At 44.0% G+C, this 23,212-nt stretch carries 25 protein-coding genes; 8 read left to right on the top strand and 17 right to left on the bottom strand.

Annotated elements, in window-relative coordinates:
• The first annotated feature begins 37 nt into the window (after nucleotides 1-37).
• The gene (locus TQ33_RS09390; protein ID WP_046561821.1) at nucleotides 38-577 is read left to right on the top strand and encodes a cytochrome b; all 540 of its coding nucleotides are present in this window, start codon (nucleotides 38-40) and stop codon (nucleotides 575-577) included.
• Between the two features lie 64 nt (nucleotides 578-641).
• Here TQ33_RS09390 and TQ33_RS09395 read toward each other — a convergent pair whose 3' ends face one another.
• Nucleotides 642-1,151, bottom strand: coding sequence for a DUF937 domain-containing protein (locus TQ33_RS09395; protein WP_046561822.1), 510 nt, complete (start codon nucleotides 1,149-1,151; stop codon nucleotides 642-644).
• Between the two features lie 150 nt (nucleotides 1,152-1,301).
• On the opposite strand from TQ33_RS09395, the gene TQ33_RS09400 reads away from it, so the two are divergent.
• Nucleotides 1,302-1,685 carry an MGMT family protein gene (locus TQ33_RS09400; RefSeq protein WP_071841116.1) on the top strand — a complete coding sequence of 128 codons (384 nt, stop codon included), beginning with the start codon at nucleotides 1,302-1,304 and terminating at the stop codon, nucleotides 1,683-1,685.
• Nucleotides 1,686-1,695: 10 nt separating this feature from the next.
• Here TQ33_RS09400 and TQ33_RS09405 read toward each other — a convergent pair whose 3' ends face one another.
• The 5 genes from TQ33_RS09405 to TQ33_RS09425 form a co-directional block, all read right to left on the bottom strand.
• Entirely contained in the window at nucleotides 1,696-2,055 is a 360-nt protein-coding gene (locus tag TQ33_RS09405; protein WP_046561823.1) for a TraR/DksA family transcriptional regulator, read from the bottom strand.
• 9 nt (nucleotides 2,056-2,064) lie between these two features.
• On the bottom strand, nucleotides 2,065-2,403 hold the full coding sequence (locus TQ33_RS09410) for a YqcC family protein (RefSeq protein WP_046561824.1): 339 nt from the start codon (nucleotides 2,401-2,403) through the stop codon (nucleotides 2,065-2,067).
• A gap of 130 nt (nucleotides 2,404-2,533) precedes the next feature.
• Entirely contained in the window at nucleotides 2,534-4,759 is a 2,226-nt protein-coding gene (locus tag TQ33_RS09415; protein ID WP_046561825.1) for a TonB-dependent receptor family protein, read from the bottom strand.
• An 83-nt stretch (nucleotides 4,760-4,842) separates the two neighbouring features.
• Nucleotides 4,843-5,379 (bottom strand): response regulator transcription factor, encoded by a 537-nt coding sequence (locus tag TQ33_RS09420; RefSeq protein WP_046561826.1) that lies wholly within the window; start codon nucleotides 5,377-5,379, stop codon nucleotides 4,843-4,845.
• Nucleotides 5,376-6,536 (bottom strand): sensor histidine kinase, encoded by a 1,161-nt coding sequence (locus TQ33_RS09425; protein ID WP_169745471.1) that lies wholly within the window; start codon nucleotides 6,534-6,536, stop codon nucleotides 5,376-5,378. The genes TQ33_RS09420 and TQ33_RS09425 overlap by 4 nt, the downstream gene beginning before the upstream one ends.
• Nucleotides 6,537-6,798: 262 nt before the next feature.
• Between TQ33_RS09425 and TQ33_RS09430 the strand changes: the two genes are divergently transcribed.
• From TQ33_RS09430 to greB, 3 genes are all read left to right on the top strand, one after another.
• On the top strand, nucleotides 6,799-7,782 hold the full coding sequence (locus tag TQ33_RS09430) for a hypothetical protein (protein WP_046561827.1): 984 nt from the start codon (nucleotides 6,799-6,801) through the stop codon (nucleotides 7,780-7,782).
• A 199-nt stretch (nucleotides 7,783-7,981) separates the two neighbouring features.
• Entirely contained in the window at nucleotides 7,982-8,194 is a 213-nt protein-coding gene (locus TQ33_RS09435) for a hypothetical protein (RefSeq protein WP_046561828.1), read from the top strand.
• Nucleotides 8,195-8,203: 9 nt separating this feature from the next.
• Nucleotides 8,204-8,689: a transcription elongation factor GreB gene (gene greB / locus TQ33_RS09440; protein ID WP_046561829.1), complete on the top strand. Its 486-nt coding sequence runs from the start codon at nucleotides 8,204-8,206 to the stop codon at nucleotides 8,687-8,689.
• Nucleotides 8,690-8,704: 15 nt separating this feature from the next.
• Here greB and TQ33_RS09445 read toward each other — a convergent pair whose 3' ends face one another.
• Genes TQ33_RS09445 through uup form a run of 4 tightly spaced genes read right to left on the bottom strand, consistent with a single transcriptional unit; the run spans nucleotide 8,705 to nucleotide 12,738 of the window.
• A complete protein-coding gene (locus TQ33_RS09445) occupies nucleotides 8,705-9,730 on the bottom strand; it encodes a lipid A deacylase LpxR family protein (protein WP_052735272.1) in 1,026 nt (341 codons plus the stop codon).
• 16 nt (nucleotides 9,731-9,746) lie between these two features.
• Nucleotides 9,747-10,193: a hypothetical protein gene (locus tag TQ33_RS09450; RefSeq protein WP_046561830.1), complete on the bottom strand. Its 447-nt coding sequence runs from the start codon at nucleotides 10,191-10,193 to the stop codon at nucleotides 9,747-9,749.
• Nucleotides 10,194-10,202: 9 nt separating this feature from the next.
• A complete protein-coding gene (gene smrA / locus TQ33_RS09455; protein ID WP_046561831.1) occupies nucleotides 10,203-10,784 on the bottom strand; it encodes a DNA endonuclease SmrA in 582 nt (193 codons plus the stop codon).
• Nucleotides 10,785-10,839: 55 nt separating this feature from the next.
• A complete protein-coding gene (gene uup / locus TQ33_RS09460; protein ID WP_046561832.1) occupies nucleotides 10,840-12,738 on the bottom strand; it encodes an ATP-binding cassette ATPase Uup in 1,899 nt (632 codons plus the stop codon).
• A gap of 43 nt (nucleotides 12,739-12,781) precedes the next feature.
• Here uup and TQ33_RS09465 point away from each other — a divergent pair, with 43 nt between their 5' ends.
• Complete coding sequence (locus tag TQ33_RS09465) at nucleotides 12,782-13,420, top strand: class I SAM-dependent methyltransferase (RefSeq protein WP_046561833.1); 639 nt, start codon at nucleotides 12,782-12,784, stop codon at nucleotides 13,418-13,420.
• A 70-nt stretch (nucleotides 13,421-13,490) separates the two neighbouring features.
• On the opposite strand, the gene TQ33_RS09470 is transcribed toward TQ33_RS09465, so the two are convergent.
• The 7 genes from TQ33_RS09470 to TQ33_RS09500 all read right to left on the bottom strand — a co-directional run bounded on the left by TQ33_RS09470 (nucleotide 13,491) and on the right by TQ33_RS09500 (nucleotide 21,882).
• On the bottom strand, nucleotides 13,491-14,258 hold the full coding sequence (locus tag TQ33_RS09470; protein WP_046561834.1) for a DUF4097 family beta strand repeat-containing protein: 768 nt from the start codon (nucleotides 14,256-14,258) through the stop codon (nucleotides 13,491-13,493).
• Nucleotides 14,259-14,316: 58 nt separating this feature from the next.
• Nucleotides 14,317-16,164: an AsmA family protein gene (locus TQ33_RS09475; protein WP_046561835.1), complete on the bottom strand. Its 1,848-nt coding sequence runs from the start codon at nucleotides 16,162-16,164 to the stop codon at nucleotides 14,317-14,319.
• Between the two features lie 356 nt (nucleotides 16,165-16,520).
• The gene (locus TQ33_RS09480) at nucleotides 16,521-18,203 is read right to left on the bottom strand and encodes a glutamine--tRNA ligase/YqeY domain fusion protein (protein ID WP_046561836.1); all 1,683 of its coding nucleotides are present in this window, start codon (nucleotides 18,201-18,203) and stop codon (nucleotides 16,521-16,523) included.
• Nucleotides 18,204-18,373: 170 nt separating this feature from the next.
• On the bottom strand, nucleotides 18,374-18,949 hold the full coding sequence (locus tag TQ33_RS09485; RefSeq protein ID WP_046561837.1) for a PqiC family protein: 576 nt from the start codon (nucleotides 18,947-18,949) through the stop codon (nucleotides 18,374-18,376).
• Nucleotides 18,946-19,923, bottom strand: a complete 978-nt coding sequence (locus tag TQ33_RS09490) for an MlaD family protein (protein ID WP_046561838.1) — start codon at nucleotides 19,921-19,923, stop codon at nucleotides 18,946-18,948. The genes TQ33_RS09485 and TQ33_RS09490 overlap by 4 nt, the downstream gene beginning before the upstream one ends.
• Before the next feature lie 19 nt (nucleotides 19,924-19,942).
• Complete coding sequence (locus TQ33_RS09495; RefSeq protein WP_046561839.1) at nucleotides 19,943-20,743, bottom strand: ABC transporter ATP-binding protein; 801 nt, start codon at nucleotides 20,741-20,743, stop codon at nucleotides 19,943-19,945.
• A 2-nt stretch (nucleotides 20,744-20,745) separates the two neighbouring features.
• A complete protein-coding gene (locus TQ33_RS09500; protein WP_052735273.1) occupies nucleotides 20,746-21,882 on the bottom strand; it encodes an MlaE family ABC transporter permease in 1,137 nt (378 codons plus the stop codon).
• Between the two features lie 177 nt (nucleotides 21,883-22,059).
• On the opposite strand from TQ33_RS09500, the gene TQ33_RS09505 reads away from it, so the two are divergent.
• Entirely contained in the window at nucleotides 22,060-22,308 is a 249-nt protein-coding gene (locus tag TQ33_RS09505) for an exodeoxyribonuclease VII small subunit (protein WP_046561840.1), read from the top strand.
• Between the two features lie 15 nt (nucleotides 22,309-22,323).
• Nucleotides 22,324-23,208 (top strand): (2E,6E)-farnesyl diphosphate synthase, encoded by an 885-nt coding sequence (gene ispA / locus TQ33_RS09510; RefSeq protein WP_407638291.1) that lies wholly within the window; start codon nucleotides 22,324-22,326, stop codon nucleotides 23,206-23,208.
• The last annotated feature ends 4 nt before the right edge of the window (nucleotides 23,209-23,212 follow it).

The raw sequence follows: 23,212 nt of genomic DNA on the forward strand, positions 1-23,212 counted from the left end.
CAAGCAATTGATAATTAAAACAATTGGAGTCAAGACTATGGCCACAGAGAGCACCAAATACACCTTATTAATGCGTATCCTGCACTGGCTCATCGCCGTCCTAATTTTGGGCATGATTGGGGTTGGCTGGTACATGGCGGGATTGCCTGATGAGCACCCAACTAAATACGACATCTACCCCATCCACAAATCCATTGGCATCACCTTATTGGGGTTAGTCGTTATCCGTTTACTGGTTAGGTTTTTCAGCCCAATCCCCAAGCTGCCACGAGAACTGTCAGGCTGGGAAAAAGTTTTAACTAAAACCGTGCACTTCCTGCTTTATCTATTAATGATATTAGTACCGATCTCTGGCTATATGATGTCTGACTTCGCTGGCTTCCCGGTAGAATGGTTCGGTATTGAAATCCCTGGTTTTGTTGAGGACAACATGGACAACTCCCAGAGTGCTCTCGATGCTCACGGCATTTTACCCTACATCTTATTAGGATTAATCGCACTGCACCTGCTTGGTTCTTTAAAACACCGCTTCCTAGATAAAGGTAAGAATACTGACGTTTTAAAGCGAATGTTATAACAACCACTGAAAACACTCGCTCAGAATAAAAAAAGCCCTAATATGCATTAGGGCTTTATTTCAATTAACGAAATAGCTTGCTCGCCATACCTGCGACGTCATCCAGTACAGAGCCGTCATTATCTGAATCGAGCAAACCTTGCTGACTTTGCTGGCTGTTCGTTTCTTTAGTGAGTGAGCCCATCAGCATATTGGCAGCCAAAGGTAAGATTTGCTTTAAAATACCGCTATCAATCCCAGTTTTGCTTGAAGCTTGCTCAGCTACTTGGCGACTGGTTTCTTTGCTCCCCAGCAAGTGACCTAATATTGCGTTACCATTATCAACAGCTTGTGGTTCGGTTAAGCGCTGTGGCTGCTCAATGTATTCTTGATTCTTGCTATTGGACAAGGCGCCTAGTAATGACTCGAGTCCACCCTGTTGTTGCGTATTATGTTGTATCCCTTTCTTTAAAGAGGGTAACAGTTGCTCTAAGGCGTTACTGGTTTGTTGTTTGTCTAAATTAAACTGTTTCGCTATTTGCTCTACAGCCCCTGAGTTTTGTGACCCTAAAACCATATTCACTAAATCCTGCATACCCGCTCCTAAGATTCCATACAAAAAATAACTATACCCCCAGATGAAATTGTTGGCAAAAGTGCTATCCTAAGTTTTAACTTTATTTACTTTTTTTATTGATACCTCATTATCATTAGGTACCGACTAAAGACGATAGAGAGAAGTTCTATGAGCGATCGGATGGAGCATTTCAAGCAACAAGTGTATTACTGGGTCAGCAAAATACCGAAAGGTAAAGTCACCAGTTATGGTGCTATAGCAAAGTTGTCCGGTTTCCCTCGACATGCTCGCCATGTCAGTAAAGCATTGGGGTCTGCCCCCAACCGAAAGCAGCTTCCATGGCAACGAGTCATTGGTGCGGATGGTAAAATAGCCTTTAATCCCGATAGCGAGCACTTTGCTATCCAGCAAACTTTATTAGAACAAGAAGGCGTTAAAGTGGTAAAAGGTAAAGTGGATCTAAAACAATATGCTTGGGAGCATCCACTTATGGAGAAAGCCAGCTCATCAAAAGGTGAGAACGGCATGCAGGCTGAGGAGTTCTTTAGATAACGTGAAGAAATTAAAGCGGTTGGCGTTGCTCCTGTAACGACTGGCAGTCAAGACAAAGCTCCGTTTCTGGGGCCACATCAAGACGCTTAAGGTTAATAGCTTCGCCACACTCTAAACAGAAACCAAAATCATCAGTCTCAGTTCGCTTCAGAGCTTTTCTTACAGCAATCAAACGCTTTTCGTCACGCTGATGGGCCGCACTAACCATCGCTTGCTGCTGCATAGCATCACCTCTGGATACTCTTCCCATGCGCGCCTGATCCAACTCAACTGCTTGACTGGCTTCAGATGACAAGCCTAAAAACTCCATCAATTCTGCTTCTAGCTGAATTAAATCTTTTGAGTATTTTTGAACTTGAGACTTTTTCATCAATGAATTCTAGTGTAAATGACTCAAGTGAGACACTTCATCAAACTTTCGTATCGCACCAATCAACTTGTCAGAGTCTGGATTTTCTTTAAACGCTTCTTGTGCTATTGGTGCTATTTGCGCAGGTCCCGGCGGTAGTTGCTTACGCTCAACGCTACGGCGCATTCTTGGTAAGAATACAAACTGCAACCATTGCTCCAGCTTTAAGGTATCCACACAAAAAGGCATGGAGCTTTCCAGAGCCTCAGGCGCAGGTCGCTTTTGTGACCACAAACCCAATTCCATCAGTCGCTTTTCGATCGTATCGAACACTTTTAAATATTCATCAAACCAATCTATCTGTTTCATCCGTATCACTAACCTTCTTGTATTAAAACCAATTTTACACCATTTGACTCATAATTTCAGATTCGGTTACTAACCACTAGGCATAAAAAAAGCCCGCCATAAGACGGGCTTCTGACGCTATTGAACACGCTTAGAAAGATAGCTTAACACCAACTTTCGCTGTTCTTGGCTTGTCTGGACGTGCGCCATAAGGCTCACGAGCAACGATTGAGTCTTCATCAGTGATATTCTCAATAGTCGCGTAGAAAGCGACATTCTCATTCGCTTGAATTTCACCAGATAGATCAATTAAAGTGCGTTCATCTGTGCGTTCAAACTCACCGCATGCAGGCTTAGTGCAAAGCGAGTCAAAATAGTTAATGCTAGCTAACACACTCCACTCAGAGTTATCGTAGCCAAGCATCAACTGCGCTTGGTTTTCAGGGATGTAAGGAATCGGTTGACCCGCTGTGACATCGCCCCAAACGTTACTGTCGAACGAGCTACCGAACTCAGTATCCGTAAATGTATAGCTTAAACGTGCAGGCCAGTTTTCAGCTAACTCACCCGTAACCAACAGCTCAACACCTTTAACTTCAGCTTTACCGCCGTTAAATTTGTCACCTTCGTTGTTAATGTCACAACCACTGTTAGCTAAAGTACACTCGCCAAGTAAGTTCTCGTAGTCACTGAAAAATGCGATCAACTCACTTGAGTACTGAGAACCACTAAAGCGTAGCCCCATCTCATAGTTCCAGCTTTCTTCAGGCTTGTCACTAGCGCTACTTCCTGGAGGTGCAAAACCTTTGTGTGCACCGAACAATACGCTCGTTGTATCATTGATTGCCCACACAGCACCGAAGCCTGGAAGGACTTCTGAAACGCTATTAGTACGAATGCTTGCTGCCGCTGAGCGGTCTGGCGCAGAACTCCAATCTTCACGCTTTAGCTCAACGTCTTCATAACGCACGCCTGGTGTTAACGTCCAGTCACCCCATGTAATGGTGTCTGTTAAGTAGTAAGAGTTAGCTTCTGCCGAATCAATACGGTTACCCGCATCACCCCACACACCTGCATCGACGACGACTAGCTGACCGTTTTCTTGTGCGAAGAAGCCTTGACGTTGGAATCGATCCGCTTCGTCTTCGTGTACGCGAATACCTAGCTGCATGTAGTGGTCTGCATCACCCGTCATAAAGTTCCAGTCTAGGCGAGCCTGAATACCTTCACTTAAATAAGAGCGGTTACCGTCAACTTTATCAATTAAGTCATTGCCGCTATCTGCGCCATTAAGGATTGACTGGTAATAATTCGCTAACGAACTGCCTCGGTTAGTATTAATTTCACCAATCACCGACGACCAACTAACACTGTTATAGCTACCAGGGTTAGCCGTATCTTCTACATAAAACTTACCCGTTTTATACCAGTTACGCGCAAAATCATTCTGATAAGCAGTAATGTTCAAATCAAAGCTATCGCTTAGGTCAGCAAAGTAGCTCAATACCACTTGCTGATGCTTACCCTTGAAGTTATCGCCAGCTGAAACGCCATACATTCTGTATGGATCCGCCGCATAATCAACGTCAGTCAAACCCATGTAAGACTGATCTGACTCTTCATAAGAGTTCTGCAATTTAATATCAAGTTGCTGGTAAACGTTGGCATCAGAATCTGTGTTAAAACGTAACTTTACGATTTGATCAGACTTTTCGAAGCCTGTGTCCTGACCAATGCGGTCAATTGTTTTAAAGCCGTCAGACTGATGATCATTCACTTCGAGTAAGTAACCAAAGTTATCGAAGCTGTCGCCATAATAGAAGTAGCCATGAAGCTCTTCATGCTGGCCTTTTTCTAACTTCAACTGACCTTCGCCATCTTGTGGGATCTGACGAGAAATCAAGTTAACTGCGCCGCCTACGGTAAATGGACCATACTTAATATTGGCTGGGCCTTTTAAGACTTCGATGCCGGTAATGCGATCAAAGGTTGGGAAGTAATAAGCCGATGATGCTGCATAAGGCGCTGGCGCGATGAGTACACCATCTTCCATCAAGCTAACACGACCAGTACGACTCGTACCCGTACCACGTAAACCAATATTAGGACGTAGTCCTAAACCATCTTCTAGCTGGACATACACACCAGGAACTTGACGAACAGCACGATTGACGTCGCTATACTTGAATTGCTCTAACTCAGCTTCCGTTACAATATGTGCAGAGCCCGCAACTTTTTTTGCGCTAGAACTATCACCAATAATAGTGATCGTCTCTAAATCTTCCTTTTGTTTTTCTTCAGCAATTGCAGGTGATGCAGTTGCCATCCCCAATACCACGGCAGAGGCCACGATACTAAAATGAAAAGGAGCTTTCATGTTATTACCTAACTGGTTATCTATAGAATATGACTTTCGGGTGAGATTATAAATCTAAATGATAATGATTACCATCACATATTTTATTTTTTTGACGGTTTCTTAGCTAGCTTTCGTTGCAGGGTTCGTCGATGCATTCCTAAAGCTCTAGCGGTGGCAGAAACATTGCCCTCATGCTGGGCCAGTACAGTTTGGATATGCTCCCACTCAAGCCTATCAACTGATAAAGGTTCTGCCTCATGCTCCTTATCGGTTGCTGTTGGTGCCTCTTCAAGAGCTTGCAGTATTTGCTTCGTTGTGGCGGGTTTTGGCAGGTAATTATCTGCACCAAGCTTAATCGCCTGTACCGTAGTGGCAATACTGGCGTATCCGGTTAAAACAAGGATGTTACTGCTGGGGTGATGCTCTCGTAGCTCTGTTAATATTGAAAGTCCTGAGTCATCTCCTAGAAAGAGATCTAAAATGATGTAATCCAGTTGAAGCGTTTGATGTCGCTGTTTTGCTTCCTCAACCGAGTGACACACGACGACACTGATGGCTTTTGTAGACAAAGATCGACTTAACACCTGGGCAAAGACTTCATCATCTTCAACCAATAACAGTTGTTTATTCTCGCTCAAGACTGGTCTCCCTCGTCTTTGCCGTGACTCTGAGTCTGTAGCGGTAAAGCAACGCGAACCTTAGCTCCGGGCTTGTGTGGCATAACTCTTAAGTGCCCACCGACCTGCTCTATACTGGCATTAGAAATCAAAGTGCCAATTCCCATACCGCTAGGACCAGTGCGTTCATCACGAGGACGCCACCCATAGTGTTCTATAACATCTTCTGCTAACCCTGCTCCCTGATCGACGATATCAATACAGCAATAATGTCCATCTTCACTGAGTTGCAAGTGGACCTCATGTTTGCCCGAATCTTTTGATGCTTTAGCAGCGTTGTCCAGTAAATTCAGTAGCGCACTGTGCAAGCCAATATGGCTGTGCACCCAGCCCTGTATGGCTTGGTCATCTATCACCAGCTGAATGTCAGGGTAGAGTAATCGGAAGTTTCGAGACACAATACCTATCAATTCTTTAATCGCGATAGTTCTAAACTGGCCGGATTTAAGCTCGTCAAATTGTTGCTGTATCGATTGCGTAATCTGATGGCACCGCTGAACCTGCTGTTGCATGAGTTGCATGTCTTGTTTGTCGTGGCGATCACTTTCCATCATGTCAGCGAGTAACACCGTCAAAGACGACAAAGGCGTATTTAACTGATGAGCTGCATCTGCTGCTGATAATCCAAGAGCCATCAGGTAATCGTCTCGCAACTGGCGCTGCTCGTGTTGCTGAATTCGCTTTTGTTGTTGCCGAATGGCATTAGATAAGTAACTTGCGACATAAAAAATCAAGCCCGCACTGGCGATAAATACCAGCCACATACCTAGAAGGTGGGATGAGAAGTTACTGGCATGATGATGTTGTGGTTGGTCGATAACATACAATAAAGAGTACACCAGTCCGGCCGCGACAAGCACCACCACCGCCAAATAGCGCTTTAAAGCCACCGAAGCGGTAACAATCGGTAGTAATAATAAAGAAATCAGTGGGTTGGATGCGCCACCAGTCAAATAAACATAACCACCAAGAAGCGCGACATCTAATAGTAAGTTAATTAACAGTGCCTTTTGACTTAGCCGTAATTTTTGGTTAATCCACCCCGACAATAGCAGACAAACCTGCACCACGATCAGCACCCACACCATCATGTGGATAGGGTTGACAAACCACAGCATGTAAACCACTTGCATGATAAGCGCGATCGCCCTGATCCAACTCAAGGAAATTAAAATGCTTTGTGTAAATTTCTTATGATCGATCACGGTGGTTTGCACTCGCAGTTAATACGGCAGTTATTCTGACTGATTATAATTCAAGCAAGCCCTATTCCCTATAGCTAGCCCTCACTTTATGGTTTGGTGCGACAATTTGTCGCATGTTCAGATGGTCCATAAGACACTAAAATCACCTCAGTTTAATTAACCACCCCACGACACAATGAATACTCCACTTAAAGCATTATTTGCGTTATCAACGACCCTATTAACTGCCACAGCCCTAGCAGATAACAGTTCACGACCAGACAGTCACGCACCGATTTCCATTATGGGCGATCATACCCATAGCGAAGGCGAATGGATGGTGTCTTATCGTTTTATGCGTATGAATATGGCTGATAACTACATAGGTAGTAACGAAGTGAGCACTGAGCAGATCTTGCAAGACTTTATGGTTGCTCCCGAAACTATGGACATGGATATGCACATGATCGGCGCTATGTACGCGCCCAGCGATGATGTGACACTCATGTTAATGGCAAACTATCTCAGTACTTCCATGGACCATGTCACGCGTATGGGCATGAACTTCACCACTGAAACATCTGGAGTATCAGACACTAAGTTAGGCGCGCTACTGAATATTAACCAAAGTGAGCACTCTTCGAGTCATATCAACCTAGCCTTGTCGATACCCACGGGAAGTGTCAAAGAGCAAGATCAAACGCCAATGGGCTACACTCGTCTCCCCTACCCCATGCAGCTTGGTTCAGGTACTTACGACATAGAAGTTGGCGCGACTCATACGGAATTCTTTGAACAATCTTCTTGGGGAATACAAGCTAAACAGCTATTTAGGACGGGCTATAATGACTTAGACTACCGTTTAGGTAACCGTTTTAACGTCAATAGCTGGTATGCGCATAATTTAAACCAGAGCGTATCGCTAAATACAACGGTTGCTTACACCAACCAAAGAGATATCAAAGGTCAAGATGACTCACTGAACCCTATGATGGTACCGACAGCTCGTACGGACCTACGCAGTGGTTACTTTTGGGATCTTGGTATTGGTGCCAATATAAAAGTTAATTCACACCACCGAATTGCCATTGACTTGGCGAAAACGGTTCACCAGAACTTAGAAGGCCCACAGCTCGGTCGTGATTGGAGCGCAACATTCGGTTGGCAGTACTTGTTTTAATTAGCATCACACTCAAGAGATCAATCATTCCCCTATAGTTCAATTACAATAAGACAAGTCTCCACTACCATTGCTGGCCCTAGGCCAGCTTTTTTTTGTCATTATTAACTTTTGACCTAAGCTCACAGTCCTATCGCAAATGGTTGTTGTTATCTGCTTACCTTCTATAATAAGGGTTTAAATCACAAGCAGGTGAATCATGAAGTACTACAGCTATTTAATCCTCGCGAGTGTCTTTCTGACAATATCTGGGTGCAGTTCCGAGCCAGAAGAAAACACCACCTTGAGCGATTACAAAGAACGTCAACTAGACAAAGCCAAAGCCGTCGAAGATGAGATGAATAAGCGAGTTGATACTATCAATAAGCAACTAGAACCACAGAACCAAGAAAAAGACGACGACACACAGTAATTCTATATCATGAAACGATCGAACCTGATTACAGCGGCAGGAGCTGTTCGCTTACGCAATGAATTAGCCCATCTGTGGAAAAACTTACGACCAGAAGTTACTCGTGCAATTAACGTCGCAGCCGCCGAAGGTGATCGCAGCGAGAACGCCGAATATATTTACCGTAAAAAACAACTCAGAGAGATTGATCGCCGGGTCCGATACTTACAAAAACGAACGGCTGAAATGCAAGTTATAGAACATACGCCAAGCAACCAGAATAAAGTGTTCTTTGGCGCTCAAGTAACTGTGTCCGATGACCATAACAACGAAACCGTTTATCGGATTGTCGGCTCGGATGAGTTTGATGCGCACCCCGAATATATTAGTGTCGACTCGCCAATGGCTCGGGCATTGCTGGGCAAAGAATTGGATGATGAAGTTATCGTCAAACTTCCCGAGGAGACAAAGAGGTTATGGATAGTGGATTTACACTACCCAAGCCCTCATGAGTAAAGTTGCTAAAGACCTCTAAAAGCGATAAGTAATACTCAGTGATCCAAAGCGCCCTTTACCTTCCCTTTCTTCAAAAGGAGAACTTGTTTCAGCAACCGAAAACAGCATTCCCCACTGCTCCCAATTCCACACGGCTCCGGCAGAAACCGTAAACCCTTCGTGTTTTAGAGTGACTGAGTGACTATCCCGATAAGTGTTTCCATCAACAAAGATATCATTAAACACATAACGAGCTTGCGCTCCTAAAAACATATAAAAATGATCGCCTGCAGAGCCTGCTAAAGGATTGATATCGCGACCGGGCAAAATGCTTACCGCTGGGAATGTTTCTTCCAAGCCAGAGCCAAAGCGAACCATGGCAGAAGTAGCCACTTCAGAATTATAAGTGCCAACACTACCGCTAACAAAGGTGAGAAAGTCAGTACCAAAACCTTCCCCATTGCTCATATCGAACCGCCAGCTACGCTGGCCTGTAATACTAAACACTAATTCATTATGCAGCTGGTTATCCCATCCTTGCGGTTTCTTCGACCCTGTCAATCTATGCACGACCTTCTGCGTATCTTCTGCTAAAGACGCTGGGCCAACGATACCTAGAATAATAGAAAACTGATCAGCAACATCGTTGTCCCAAGCATACAAGGTACTGCGCCATCCGAGTAATCCTGCATAGGGTAAGTCGTCTTCAATCAGTCCCTCCGCCTGAATATCCTCAGGTGTTTGCATTCCCTGAAAAATACTAAAGCTCACTGCTTTTTCGCGGGGGTCATCGCGCTCAATGAACAATAAGTCGCTCATGCCAATAAACCAATCCGGAGCGCTGGTATCAGCATAATCATCATAAGGTCCGTAACCCCAGCTATAACCAATACCGTTGGTATAACCACCATCTTTGCCCGCGAAAAGATCATTCTCCAAGGTTAATGTAGCAAAAGCCCCAACGCCTGGCTCTTCGCCTGTGAAAGCTTCTTCTTTTGGTTCTGCTTTTAATACCATTATAGGTAATACTGTTAAACCGAATGCTACTACAAGATACCGCATCTGGGGTTTCCTTATATTAATCTTGACGAGACTTATCTTGACGAGAGTTATCATGAAAAGACGCATCGTGACGAAACTGTGTTTTAACACGTTGTTTAATGGTTTCAACTAACTGCTGAGTACTTTGCGATTGCTTAACATCTTTTTTCAAGACGTCTTCCACGATATCAGCTAAGTCATCCACAGTTACCGACTTCTTTTGACCGAATGACTTGTGTTGGAACAAGTTAATGTGATGGTCGCTTTGACGCCCCCACTTCATTAATCGATTCCAGTAGTAATCTTCTTTTTTATCACTCACGAGATCCAATAAGTAACACACGAGTCCTATTGGCATTAAAGCAAAGTCTCGTAGCGCATCAATCCAAAGCTTAAGTTGTAATAGCAATAAATTACGTGTCTTGCGCCAAGTGCTCGACGACTCTTCTTGAGTCAATACCAGCACCTTCTCTTTCTGTGACATAGTTAATCCTTAAGTCGTTTTATTATAGACTTCACGATTTAACTGCTTATCCAATTCATTTTTCTTAAGCAGTACATAAACCGAGCCTAAACCACCGTGCTTTTGTTGCGCACTGTGGAAAGCCATCACTAAATCATGTTGCTGCAACCAGTGATTAACATGACTCTTTAATACAGCCTGAGGCACACTTCTTTCACCCTTGCCGTGAGTAATCAATACCATTCGCTTACCCCGTTTAACGCAGGCTTTAATGAAATAAAAAACTTCATCTCGCGCCTCCTTAACGGTCAAGCGGTGCAAATCGGTATGAGCTTGTATATCATACTTACCCAACCTCAATTTTTTGTAAACGCCTTCTTGAACTCCCGAACGTTTATATTCCAACCAGGTATTTGGCTCAACAGGCTCGACAAAATCAGTGCTTAAGTAGTTGGGGTCATGACTCGGTTTACGCCCTACAGCTGACTCTTGTCGTGCCAGCTGTGATAGAGAAGGCTCATCACTTGGCTGATGCAAGTTGACACGATCATTCTTGATCCGCTTAACATCGCCAAGTACTTTTTTAAATAAGTCTAAATCATCTTGTGCCATAACATCACCAACTTAATTCCAATAGTGGTTACCGTCATCATTGACGATCTTGGTCTTAACCACCCGTTTCAAGCGTTTCTTTCTTAGCTTCCAACTCTTCCCAACGTTCAAAGCAACGCTCTAGCTTTTGCTCCAAATTTTCTAACTCCGCATTTACCTCAGCAATCGTATCCTTATCCTGTTGGTAAAACTCTGGAGACGCCATATCTGCTTGTACCGCCTCAATCTTTTTCTCGACGTCTGCAATATCTGAGGGCAACTTATCCAGCTCACGCTGGTCTTTATAACTCAGCTTAGCAGATTTCTGACGAGGCTTAACTTTCGCAGATTGGTCTTTATGAGCTTTATCATTGCTGGATGTTTTTTGCGGAGACTTCCTCTGACGCAACCAATCATCATAGCCACCAATATACTCTTTTACTTGTCCCTCACCTTCAAACACAATACTGCTAGTAACAACGTTGTTAATAAAGTCACGGTCATGCGACACCAGTAACATGGTACCGCCATAGTTCTCTAGCATATCTTCGAGTAACTCTAAGGTTTCAATATCAAGATCGTTGGTCGGCTCATCCAGAATGAGCAAATTAGAAGGTCTCGCTAAAATCTTAGCTAGTAGTAAACGGTTGCGCTCACCGCCCGACAGTGCCGTAATCGGCGCTCGCGCTCTTTCTGGTGTGAATAAAAAGTCCTGCATATAGCTGATAACATGACGTTCTTTTCCATTAATCATCATCATGTCCTTGCCTTCGGACACATTATCCATTGCCGACTTCGTTTCATCGAGCTGTGCTCGGTGTTGATCAAAGTACGCAATATCTAGCTTAGTGCCTAAAGTGACCGCTCCTTGGTCCGGCTTCAAGTCGCCCAATAAAATTTTGATCAAGGTCGATTTGCCACAACCGTTAGGTCCGACGATACCAATTTTGTCACCACGCATAATCAGCGTAGAAAAATCATCAATCAGTTGGCGCCCTTGGTAGTTGATGCTGACGCTAGTGGCTTCAATCACTTTCTTTCCAGAAAGCTCAGCTTGTTGCGCCTTCATGTCAACATTACCAATCAGATTACGTCGCTCCGACCGTTCTTTGCGAGCCGCTTCTAAACGCCTTACACGCCCTTCATTACGAGTACGTCGGGCTTTAATGCCTTGTCGGATCCAGGTTTCTTCTTGTGCCAGTTTTTTATCGAACTCAGCGTTTTGCTTTTCCTCAGCGGCTAAGCGCTCCTCTTTTCGGCGCAGATAATTACTATAATCTCCTGGCCACGACGTTAATTCACCTCGGTCAATTTCAACGATTCGTGTGGCCAAGCTTTTTAGGAAGCGACGATCGTGCGTAATAAATAAAATGCTACCTTTGTAAGCTTTCAAGAAGCCCTCTAGCCATTCGATAGACTCAATATCCAAATGGTTGGTTGGCTCATCCAACAACAAGACGTCAGGTTGCTCAACTAACGCTTGCGCTAGTAATACTCGGCGCTTCATACCGCCTGACAAAGCTTTAAAGTCAGCGTCGGCTTCTAATCCTAGCCGGTTGATCACAGACTGTACCCTCTGGTCCATCGCCCAACCATCTTCGGCTTCGATTTTTTGCTGCACTTGAGCCATTCTGTCCAATGCCGACGCCTCGGTACTGACACTGAGTTCTCTGAATTGCTGCAGTAGCTCTCCGACATGGCCTAAGCCAGAAGACACCACTTGAAACACAGAGCCGGTTGTATCGGACGGTACTTCCTGCGTTAACTTGGCGACTTTGACGCCTTCTTGAAAACGCAAAGAGCCATCATCAGGAATAATTTCTCGGTTCACGACTTTAAGCAGTGTGGATTTACCGACGCCATTACGCCCGATAATACAAATTCTTTCGCCTGGTTCTATGGTGAAATCGACTTTATTCAGTAGTGCTGGACCACCGTAGCCAACCTCGACTTGTTGTAAGGTAACTAAAGACATTAAAATACATCATCAAAATTTTGGGACATTTTAACGCAAAACCATGACTATCGCTTGCCCTCTTTGCCTATCAGTTCAGACTGAGGGCTATTTTCAAGACAAAATAAGGTCTTATCTTGCCTGTAGTAGCTGCTATTTAATTTTTGTCCCAGAAAAATACCACCTAGACAACCTTCAAGAAAAAGCAATCTATGACTTCCACCAGAACTCCCCCGAAGATTTCGGCTATCAACAGTTCCTCAACAAGTTACTGATTCCATTAACATCAAAGCTCCCTACCGCAGCTAAAGGACTCGACTTTGGGTGTGGCCCAGGACCGACAATTAAGCCGATGCTCGAATCAAAAGGTTATCACGTTAGCAATTACGACCTCTATTACCCAAGCGATGAAGGGGCCCTTCAAAGCCACTACGATTTTATAACGTGCACCGAGGCTATTGAACACTTTAACCAACCACGTAAAGAATTGATGTTAATGGACTCCCTACTTAAACCACAAGGCGTTCTGGGCTTTATGACCAAACGATCAACTGGGAAAGAAGCCTTTGCTAACTGGCACTATAAAAACGATCAGACGCACATCTGCTTTTTCTCAGAAGAGACTTTCCAATGGATTGCTGACTGGTTAGGTTACAGCCTTGAGTTTCCCGGCAAAGACACCGCTATCCTGCGAAAGCCGTAGTATTTATTTTTAAACACAAAAAAAGCGACCATAATGGCCGCTTTTTAAAGTTTAGCTAAAGGCTAAAATACTACTTTTTACGAACGTCAATATCGCCATTTACGGTATCGAACTTCAGGCTGGCACCACCATTTTTGTAGCTGCCATCCATTTCCGCACCCACGTACTCACCTTCATCCACTTCAATTCCGAAGTCATTAGTTAAATCGCCATTCACCGTTTCTGAGCGCAGCTCAAAGCCATCGTTCTCAGGCAAGTAAACTTCAATATCACCATTTACGCTGTCACCTTTAATACGATTTGAGCTATGTAATTCGTCAAGATGCACTTCAACACTACCATTCACGGTGCCGAACTTCACATCTTGTGCAGCGTTTTTAATAACAATTTTACCGTTCACGGTTTCAGCTTTAATTTCACCTGAAACACTGGCAATTTTAATATTGCCATTAACCGACTCTATGGAATCTAAGCGCGAGCCTTTAGGCACCTTTAAAGAAAAGGAAACTTCGCCAGAACTACCGCCCCAGTTCATAAAATCACTAGACTCTATATCAACGTCTACATCAAAGTCCTGCTTACTGTGGTCTACCTCAACTTTGACATTTTCAATGTCATCGGCACTATCAGCAGTGATAGTATACTCCAAAAGAATTTCATCCTTGTCCCAGCCAGTGACTTCAACATTGCCATTGATGTTATCTAGGTTAATGCTGCCGTTCTGAGAGAACTCGTAAGTTTTAGAGAACTTTTTAGTTTCATCCGCCAACACAGCCAAGGAAGAAATCCCTAGCGCCACCGCTGAGGCCACACCTAGCCATTTATTTACTGTTTTCATAACATACCTCAATTATTGCTACCATTTACTCCTTTGATGCAAACGATAGCCAAAGGGTTTACTGGTCTGTATCTTTTTTTCGATTGAAGAGGTCACCAAGCTTATCTTTCAACTCATCCTTGGCCTTATCTTCTAACTCTTTTTTCTTCTCATCAATCTTTCCCTGGTACTCTGCTTTTAGTAAGGCTTCAATATCGATGCTCGCTTTCGGCTCCGTCCAAGTCCCTTTCAGCTCAAATGGTAGTTTTTTGCCTTTGAGCTTTGGATATTTTGCTTCCATTGCTTCTTTAATCTTCCCTTTTAACACTAGCTGGAAATTTCCCGCTAATGTCTCTTTGTTGGCATTGGTCGAGGCTTTACCAGTCAAATCAAACACCGGGGAATTTAACTTAAAGTCAGGCATTTCTATGAATCCCTGATTGGCTTTAATATTACTACTCAGGTTAGCGAAACTGGTTTTCCCACTATAATTGTCTTTATTCAAAGACTGTAAGCTCAACCCTGACTGAATCAGCTTCTCAATATCAATACCGTTAAAGGCACCATCGCTTAATGTCAGATTCCCTGTACCGTTAAGGTTCTGAAGCATCTGCTTAACGTCAGCACCCTTAGTTTTCATATTCAAGTCTAACTCACCCAGACCCGATAATTTATCCAGCTCAAAGAATGCCACCAACAAATCACCAATCTGAATATTATCGAAGTCAGGTTGTACCGAAAGCGCGAGCGGTTGTGACGCAAAATTAACACTGGCAATCGTTTCCATGTGTCCTTGGAAAGCATCAGCTTTAAAAGGGTCTAAGAAAAGCGTGCTGCCTTTATTGCGCAAGTTTGCAGACACATTACTAAAAGTCGCGTTTTTAAGTATCAGTTCACCAACATCTAGCTGACCTTTTACTCGAGCGCGTTTTAAGAAATCCGCGACAGGCGATAAGTCTAAACCTCCAGATTGTGTTGGTGCTTTCTCACCACCAGTAGCCGCCAAGAAGTTTTCTAACTGCAAACGCTCAGTGCTAAGCTTAACGTCGATATCTTTAAAGGTGCTAAATCCGGCGTTTAATTGAAAATCGATCGGCTGACCATTAAGGTCGATCTTTCCTTTATGGCTAAGTTTGGTGGTTTTATCCTCCATGCTTAACTCAAGATCACCCGTTAGGCCAATGTTTTGCAATTGCTTACTCAGCCCTTCCAGCTCAGCATCTAATTGACTGACTTTAAACTGCTTGAAGTTCGAGCCAACCCACAAATCACCTGATAAACCCCATTCTGATTGTGAATTTCCAGCTTGTAAACTGCCTTCAGCAGTTACTGGTGTTAGCGTCTCAGGTTCAAAGTCACTGACTTCCAGACTGGTAAGACGAAAGCTCTGACTCAACTGTTGGTTGTAGTCATATTGATTAAGCGTGAAATCTTTTAGCGATAAACTATCAAGACTTAAAGCGCCAGGCTGACTCGAGCTATCCGTCTCGCCTTCATTCGCGGCTGGCTTCTTGTCTTTTGCATTCACTAAAGCTTCGATATTGGAACGGCCACTCTTGTCGCGTAGCAAATTCAGTTCGGCTCCTGATAACTCTACCGAGCCCACCTCAATATCACCGCTCAACAGTGGCATTAACTTAATACTCGCTGACACTTGTTCCACTTTGAGTAATTGCTTATCACTCTTAAAAGTAGCAGGTTGGGATAAAGTTACACCGCCGGTTTCCACCTGTAACCAAGGAAAGAAACCTAGTGAAAGTTCCTGCTCAATCACAAGATCTGCCGTGGTTTCAGCTTTTACTGTCTTAACTATTTGATTTTTAAGCTCATCACTGTTGAAAAATATGACGGCTACGATGCCTAAAACTAGGATTAAAGCTACCAAAGTGCCAAGTAGACCTAAAATCCATTTAAATATTCGCTTCATAATCACTCACAATATCAATAACTTGGATAATACAGATTAGAGTACATGCCTTAAATAAATGTTCCAACCGAATTTATCACTATTTGTTTGAACTATTTGTAAAAACTGATGACTAATCTAGTGAAAGGATAAGATTTCTTTGTTGTTGTTCTTCGAAAGAAGAGTTTTAAGAAGCAAGTTTTAAGATACAAGTTATTGAAAGTGCTACAAAGTTTTGTCGTGTAAATTTTCTTTGTAAGTGTTTAAGAGTGTTTTAAAGAGTTGTTAGTCATAAAGAATCAGGCCAACCCAAGGGTTGGCCTTTCTTTTGCCCGAGTGTTTTATTCTTTCGTTATTTTACCAACAAAATCAATATACTAACCGTTCCAAGAATCTCGTAGCGTTACTGTACGGTTCAACACCAAGTTGTCCGAGCTATTCTCATAACGATCGGTGGTAAAATAACCTTCTCGCTCAAACTGAAAGCGAGTCTCAGGCTCCGCATCTGCAACGCTTGGCTCTACCATCGCTTTGATCACTGATAACGAGTCAGGGTTTAAAGCTTGATTAAAGTCGTCCATAGCACCAGGGTTTGGCACATTGAATAAGCGATCATACAGCCGCACAGTCGCTTCTTTGGCGTATTTCGCTGAAACCCAGTGAATCACACCTCGAACCTTACGACCTTCTGGGTTCTTACCCAAGGTATCAGGATCATAAGTGCAGTGTAGCTCTTTAACCTCGCCATTATCGTCTAGAATCGCCTCATCAGCGCGGATCACGTAAGCGTTGCGCAATCGTACCTCGCCATCTTTAACCAAACGCTTGTACTTTTTATTGGCACTTTCACGATAGTCGGCACGGTCAATGTACAGCTCACGAGTAAATGGTAAGTCACGCGTGCCCATTTCTTCGATTTTAGGATGATTCATTCCCTGAAGCATTTCTTCTTTATCTTCAGGGTAATTGGTAATAATCACCTTTATCGGGTCAAGCACCGCCATTCGACGCTCTGCCGTATCGTTTAGATCGTTTCGAACAGCATCTTCGAGTAGAGTCATGTCACTGACGCTATTCACTTTACTGATTCCAACAGCTTTACAGAAATTTCGAATCGACTGTGGCGTGTAACCGCGACGACGCATACCTGCAATGGTTGGCATACGAGGGTCATCCCAGCCATCAACTTTACCTTCATCGACCAACTGTGTCAGTTTGCGTTTCGAAGTAATAGTGTAAGCTAAATTTAAGCGCGAAAATTCAATTTGCTGTGGCCTTGAAGGCGCATCAATATGGTCCAACACCCAGTCGTAAAGAGGGCGATTCACTTCAAACTCAAGAGTACACAGTGAGTGCGTAATGTTTTCTATTGCATCAGAAATACAATGAGTAAAGTCATACATGGGATAAATGCACCACTTATCACCGGTGCGAATATGATGTAAACGACGAATGCGATACAAAACCGGATCGCGCATCAGCATATTGGGATGCGACATATCAATTTTAGCACGTAATACCATTTGCCCATCAGCGTACTCGCCCGCCTTCATCTTGCGGAACTGCTCCAAGCTTTCTTCCGCTGGGCGCTCACGATAAGGGCTATTTTTACCCGGGGTTTGGAAGTTACCTCGGTTTTTAGCAATGTCTTCAGCCGGTTGCTCATCAACATACGCCAAGCCTTTGCGAATCAAATCTTCAGCAAAGCCATATAAATCATCAAAATAGTCCGAAGAATGGCGCACGTCACCATCCCACTCAAAGCCTAGCCAGCGAACGTCATCTTCAATTGAACGCGCGAACTCTTCGCTTTCTTTAGCGGGATTCGTATCATCAAAGCGCAAGTTACATGGCGCCTGATAATCTTCAGCAATTCCAAAGTTTAAACAGATGGATTTCGCATGACCTACGTGTAAGTAGCCGTTCGGCTCAGGTGGGAAACGCGTATGCACTCGACCATCGTTTTTACCGTCGGCTAGATCTTGATTGATCTTATTGCGGATAAAGTTCGTTGGTGTTGAATTTTCAGTGGTTTTTTCCGTTGAGTTAGTCTCAGACATATAGGAATTGCTCACACAGTATCAAGTTGATTCAATCAAGCCACAGGCTTGTCCGCCCATCCTAGTTAGAACAGGCAAATTCATTTCACAAGCCAGTGATTTTAACGGGATTTAAAGGCTAATGCGATAGCTATTAGCCTAAAATGGGGGCTTTAGGTAAAAATGCAAGACTATTGCTGCTGGACAATTTCGGCGATCTGTTTAGCCAGTTGTTGCAACAACCGACGTTCAGCCGATACCACAGCCACATAAGTATTACTGCTCAAGCTTTCAGTGGTAGCAAAAGCACGGGCAACGGACTGTCCTTGCGGACTCGTCAGCACCATTTTGGCCTCTATATAAGCGGATGATTCATCAAAGCTGGCGTCAAAACGATGAATATCGAGCTGGATGGCATAATCAACCTGATCGGACTTACGCCAAGGGTATTCAAAAACATTGTCAGTCTTTAATTCATTGCCTAAATCATACTGTAAAGAATTGATAATCAAGCCTCTCAGGTCCGACGCCCAGCGCTCAAACTCAGAAAATATAATTTGGCTGGTTTTGGTACGAATCGCAATTTGCGGTTTTTGCAAATAATCAGCAACCTTTACCGGACCAAGGCCAATGCGAAGATTGCCCGTATTTTCAACTTGATTTAGCTCATTTTCCAATAAATAAAAGTTGGAGTTTGGGGAGCGGCTTGAGCAAGCATTTACTAATAGTAAAGCTGATGACAACAAACTAATCAGTACATATTTCATTGTTTATCCTTACCATAAATCAATGCTTCTGGATGACGCTCTAAGTAATCCGTCAATACGCGTATGGAGTGAGCTGCTTTGGATAACTCTTCAAGCGTTTGATTCAGTTGATATTGCAACTCAGAATCCTGCCCATAGGAATGATTAATCGAGGCTACTAGCTGTTGCGTATCAGTCAAAACCTTTTCAAGCCCATTAAAACTGTTCTCCATGCTGCCCACTAGGTTTGGCACTTTGCTATTTAAGTTCTTTGCTAAGGCTTCGTACTCGTCCATGGTTTGCTTAAATTCATCAGCAACTGGCTTGATTTCTGTATTAAAAGTCTCCGCCACCTCGCGATAACGATTAATGGTTTCATTTAAATTAGCCAGGCTACTGTCTAAATCGGTGCTGGTGATAAGGCTGTTGCCATTTTCCAGCAGGGTATTCATATTTTCTGCGATATCGGCTAATGGTAGCTTCGACACCTCATCCGCAAAGACACTTAAAGCACTAGGAGCCGTTGGAAATTCAGTCACGTCGTTAATGATCCCTTTCCTTTTAATAGGTACTTCCGGACGAAACTCTAACGCGATACGCATTTTACCTGTGACCAGACTTTGCGTTTCTAAAGTACCTTTTAACCCTTTCTCAACAATTCGGTTGGTGATGTCTTTCATGTCGGCTTCGCCATCATGCCCATTTAAGCCTTTAAAGCTATCAGGGTAGATATTGACGTAGACTGGGGTATAAATATCCAAGTTTTCACGATCAGAAACCACTTCAATTTTCTTCACTGAGCCAACTTTAACGCCCTTGAACACCACCGGAGAACCTTCATCCAACCCCGCAAGGGAGCCATCAAAAAACATCACAAAATGATTCACAGGTTCATTGAACCGTGCTTTTGCAAAGAACAAAATAGCTCCCACGAGCAGTACAATGGCGCCTAAAACAAAACCGCCAATAGCTGTGGATTGTGATTTATTACTCATCGCTTGTTATTCCTTACCCTTACTCGCTTTCGCCGCGAGTTAAAAACCGTCTAACGGTGTCGTGCTCTGAATGCTTCACTAATTCGTTGGGATCGCCAGTGGTCAGCATGGTTTTGGTTTCCGCATCTAAGAACACCGAGTTATTACCAATGGTAAAAATACTCGCTAACTCGTGAGTTACTACCACCAAAGTACAGCCCAAATTATCTCTTAACTGTAATATCAGATCATCCAACAGTCGAGCGCTAATCGGGTCGAGCCCCGCTGATGGCTCATCTAAAAATAATATATCCGGCTCTAGCGCTAGCGCTCTCGCTAAACCGGCACGCTTACGCATACCGCCACTGATTTCAGCAGGGTAGTAATCCTCAAAACCATTTAAACCAACCAAAGCCAGTTTCAGAGATGCCAAGTGTGAAATATCTTTTTCCGATAAGTCGGTAAACTCACCAAGCGGCAACGCTATGTTTTCCGCTAATGTCATTGAACTCCACAAGGCACCGCTTTGATATAAGACTCCGCATCGCTGCATTAACCGCTGCTTTTGGCTTTCTGTGGACTGCCAAAAGTCGATGTAATCAGGAGCGGACTGGACCTCACTGGGGTCTGCGTGAAATAACACACGCCCTTCTGCGGGCTGCTTTAAGCCAATAAAGTGCTTCAATAGAGTACTTTTACCACAACCACTGCCCCCCATAATGATAAAAATATCTTGTGGCTTAATATCGAAGGATAGGTTCTTTTGCACCACATAGTCGCCATAAGCCATCGTTATATCATCAGCCTTGATAATGCTATTGCTTGATGATTTATCAATCATGATTAAATCCCTAACAAACTGGTGACGATGGCGAACAAACCATCAATAACAATAATAAATACCACCCCTGCCACGACAGCTGAGGTCGCTGCATTACCGACAGCAGAAGCACTTCGTCCCGATAACATGCCGTTCATGCAGCCCGTGATGGCAATGACGACACCGAATATAAACGCTTTGATAAGCCCCAAGCTAATATCGGTCATATCAATGGCATTGACCGTTTGTGTCCAGTATTCGGTAAAACTCAATCCCATGGCACCAATACTGATCATTGCACCGCCTAGAATTCCCAGAACATTAGCGTACATACAGAGCAATGGCATCATGATAATCAGCGCCAAAATTCGTGGTAACACAATAAAGTCCATGGGTGAGATGCCCAAAGTCTTATAGGCATCGATTTCTTCATTAACCTGCATGGTGCCGATTCGAGCGGCAAAAGCAGCCCCTGTACGGCCCGCCATGATGATACCTGTCATCATACAGCCCATTTCACGCACCATGGCAATTCCCACAAGATCCGCGACATACACTTCTGCGCCAAATTGCTTTAATTGTACCGCTCCGACAAAAGCTAAAATGATACCGATGAGAACACTAATAAGCGTCACAATGGGTAGTGCTTCGGGGCCTGTGTCAGACAGGATTTCTCTTAGATCGCGGGCGCGGAATCGAGCTCGCCCCCTAATCAGGCGATAAAAACTTTTAACGCTTTCTCCGAGAAAGAAGAAGAAACTCAGGGCTTCACGATAATCGGTTATAACCTTATCCCCTATGTGCGCAAGTAATGTTGGCTGTGGCTTTTCTTTGCCTGCGCCTTGACGCTCCGGCACCTTTTTAGCTAACTCAACTAACTCCAGAGCACCATTTGGCAAGGACTGGAATCGGACGTCTCGCGCCTGTTCCTTGCTCAAATTATCCAGTCGTAACAATAGACTGATTAGCGAGCTGTCCCAATGAGTAATAGCACCACCATCAACCGAGACAAACGGAGTCTGCCGGAAATGGTCTAGGATAGCCTCAGCATCACGACCATCATGGCGAATCGTCCAGTCACCACAAAGCTTCAAAACTTTCTGGCCATTGTCATCACTAATCTGATACCGGCTTGTGTTTATTCCCAAGTCTTTGTTCAATTATGAGCCTAAGTTGTTGATGATAATAATTTTTCTAGCTGCACTTCATCCATAGTAGCCAAGGAAGGGGGAAGCCGCAACTTCACAAGCTTGTATGCATCAACAAGGCGAGTTGCTTTTCTTTTCAGCCACAATATAGGACAATAGCAAGCCTTAATGAATTCTTCGTGAAGACCTATGTCTGCAAAAAAAGCGCCTGCAAAACCATCTTCTACAACTAACTTCGAAACTCAGCTCACGGAGTTAGAGTCAATCGTCGAACAGTTAGAGTCCGGCGAATTGCCACTGGAAGATGCCTTAAAAGTCTTTGAGAAAGGGGTCAAGCTATCTCGACAATGCCAACAACTACTATCTGAAGCTGAGCAGAAAGTTACTATTTTGATGGATAACCAAGAGCAAGAATTCGACGCTCCTGACGAAGCCTAAACCACGACCATGACCATTGAACAACACTTGCAGCAATGGCAAGAGCAAGTCGCACAGTTGCTCGAAGCTCGCTTACCGCAAAGCGCCTCGGTTCCGCATACGTTACACCAAGCCATGCGCTACGGTGCGTTAAATGGTGGCAAGCGTATAAGACCGATTCTGGTGTTTGCAACAGGCGAAGCTTTAGGTGCAACTCTCCATGACCTTAGCTCTCCAGCATTGGCCGTCGAGCTAATCCATTGCTACTCTCTGGTGCATGACGACTTACCTGCCATGGATGACGATGATTTACGTCGCGGCAAACCAACCTGTCACATTCAGTTTAATGAAGCTACCGCCATTCTTGCTGGCGATGCTCTTCACACGCAAGCCTTTCAGGAGCTATCCTCCTTTGAATTTAGCCCTCAAGCACAGCCCCAACAGCTGGAAATGATTCGCGTGCTAGCAGAAGCTAGTGGCTCTTTGGGTATGGGTGGCGGCCAGGCGATTGATCTTGAGTCTACCCAGAAAGTGATCGACTTGCCGATGTTGGAAAACATGCATCGCATGAAAACCGGTGCCTTAATTAAGGCGAGTGTTTTACTGGGTGCTTTGAGTGCAGGCCCTTTAAAGGAAGAAGAACGTCAAGCACTGGTCGACTATGCCGATGCCATCGGCTTGGCATTTCAAGTCAAAGACGATATTTTAGACATTGAGTCGGACACCGAAACACTGGGTAAGCCGCAAGGCTCAGACCTTGAGAAGGAAAAAAACACCTATCCCGCTTTACTCGGTATTGAGGGCTCATGTCAAAAACTCGACGATTTATTACAATTAGCGCTACAAGCTTTGGCCCAGTTACCCTACAATACGCAGTTATTAGCCGATTTGGCTGAATTTATTGTCCATCGAAAATCCTAATGGC

Source organism: Kangiella geojedonensis (assembly GCF_000981765.1).
In the GTDB taxonomy this organism is placed as follows: domain Bacteria; phylum Pseudomonadota; class Gammaproteobacteria; order Enterobacterales; family Kangiellaceae; genus Kangiella; species Kangiella geojedonensis.

Coding starts and splice junctions, on each gene's coding strand:
- TQ33_RS09470 (WP_046561834.1), bottom strand. CDS start 14,258: ATGAAAACAGTAAATAAATGGCTAGGTGTGGCCTCAGCGGTGGCGCTA.
- greB (WP_046561829.1), top strand. CDS start 8,204: ATGAAACGATCGAACCTGATTACAGCGGCAGGAGCTGTTCGCTTACGC.
- TQ33_RS09410 (WP_046561824.1), bottom strand. CDS start 2,403: ATGAAACAGATAGATTGGTTTGATGAATATTTAAAAGTGTTCGATACG.
- TQ33_RS09405 (WP_046561823.1), bottom strand. CDS start 2,055: ATGAAAAAGTCTCAAGTTCAAAAATACTCAAAAGATTTAATTCAGCTA.
- TQ33_RS09480 (WP_046561836.1), bottom strand. CDS start 18,203: ATGTCTGAGACTAACTCAACGGAAAAAACCACTGAAAATTCAACACCA.
- uup (WP_046561832.1), bottom strand. CDS start 12,738: ATGTCTTTAGTTACCTTACAACAAGTCGAGGTTGGCTACGGTGGTCCA.
- TQ33_RS09465 (WP_046561833.1), top strand. CDS start 12,782: ATGACTATCGCTTGCCCTCTTTGCCTATCAGTTCAGACTGAGGGCTAT.
- TQ33_RS09390 (WP_046561821.1), top strand. CDS start 38: ATGGCCACAGAGAGCACCAAATACACCTTATTAATGCGTATCCTGCAC.
- TQ33_RS09395 (WP_046561822.1), bottom strand. CDS start 1,151: ATGCAGGATTTAGTGAATATGGTTTTAGGGTCACAAAACTCAGGGGCT.
- TQ33_RS09400 (WP_071841116.1), top strand. CDS start 1,302: ATGAGCGATCGGATGGAGCATTTCAAGCAACAAGTGTATTACTGGGTC.
- TQ33_RS09435 (WP_046561828.1), top strand. CDS start 7,982: ATGAAGTACTACAGCTATTTAATCCTCGCGAGTGTCTTTCTGACAATA.
- TQ33_RS09475 (WP_046561835.1), bottom strand. CDS start 16,164: ATGAAGCGAATATTTAAATGGATTTTAGGTCTACTTGGCACTTTGGTA.
- TQ33_RS09485 (WP_046561837.1), bottom strand. CDS start 18,949: ATGAAATATGTACTGATTAGTTTGTTGTCATCAGCTTTACTATTAGTA.
- TQ33_RS09415 (WP_046561825.1), bottom strand. CDS start 4,759: ATGAAAGCTCCTTTTCATTTTAGTATCGTGGCCTCTGCCGTGGTATTG.
- TQ33_RS09445 (WP_052735272.1), bottom strand. CDS start 9,730: ATGCGGTATCTTGTAGTAGCATTCGGTTTAACAGTATTACCTATAATG.
- TQ33_RS09430 (WP_046561827.1), top strand. CDS start 6,799: ATGAATACTCCACTTAAAGCATTATTTGCGTTATCAACGACCCTATTA.
- TQ33_RS09490 (WP_046561838.1), bottom strand. CDS start 19,923: ATGAGTAATAAATCACAATCCACAGCTATTGGCGGTTTTGTTTTAGGC.
- TQ33_RS09425 (WP_169745471.1), bottom strand. CDS start 6,536: ATGCTGTGGTTTGTCAACCCTATCCACATGATGGTGTGGGTGCTGATC.
- TQ33_RS09505 (WP_046561840.1), top strand. CDS start 22,060: ATGTCTGCAAAAAAAGCGCCTGCAAAACCATCTTCTACAACTAACTTC.
- TQ33_RS09450 (WP_046561830.1), bottom strand. CDS start 10,193: ATGTCACAGAAAGAGAAGGTGCTGGTATTGACTCAAGAAGAGTCGTCG.
- smrA (WP_046561831.1), bottom strand. CDS start 10,784: ATGGCACAAGATGATTTAGACTTATTTAAAAAAGTACTTGGCGATGTT.
- TQ33_RS09495 (WP_046561839.1), bottom strand. CDS start 20,743: ATGATTGATAAATCATCAAGCAATAGCATTATCAAGGCTGATGATATA.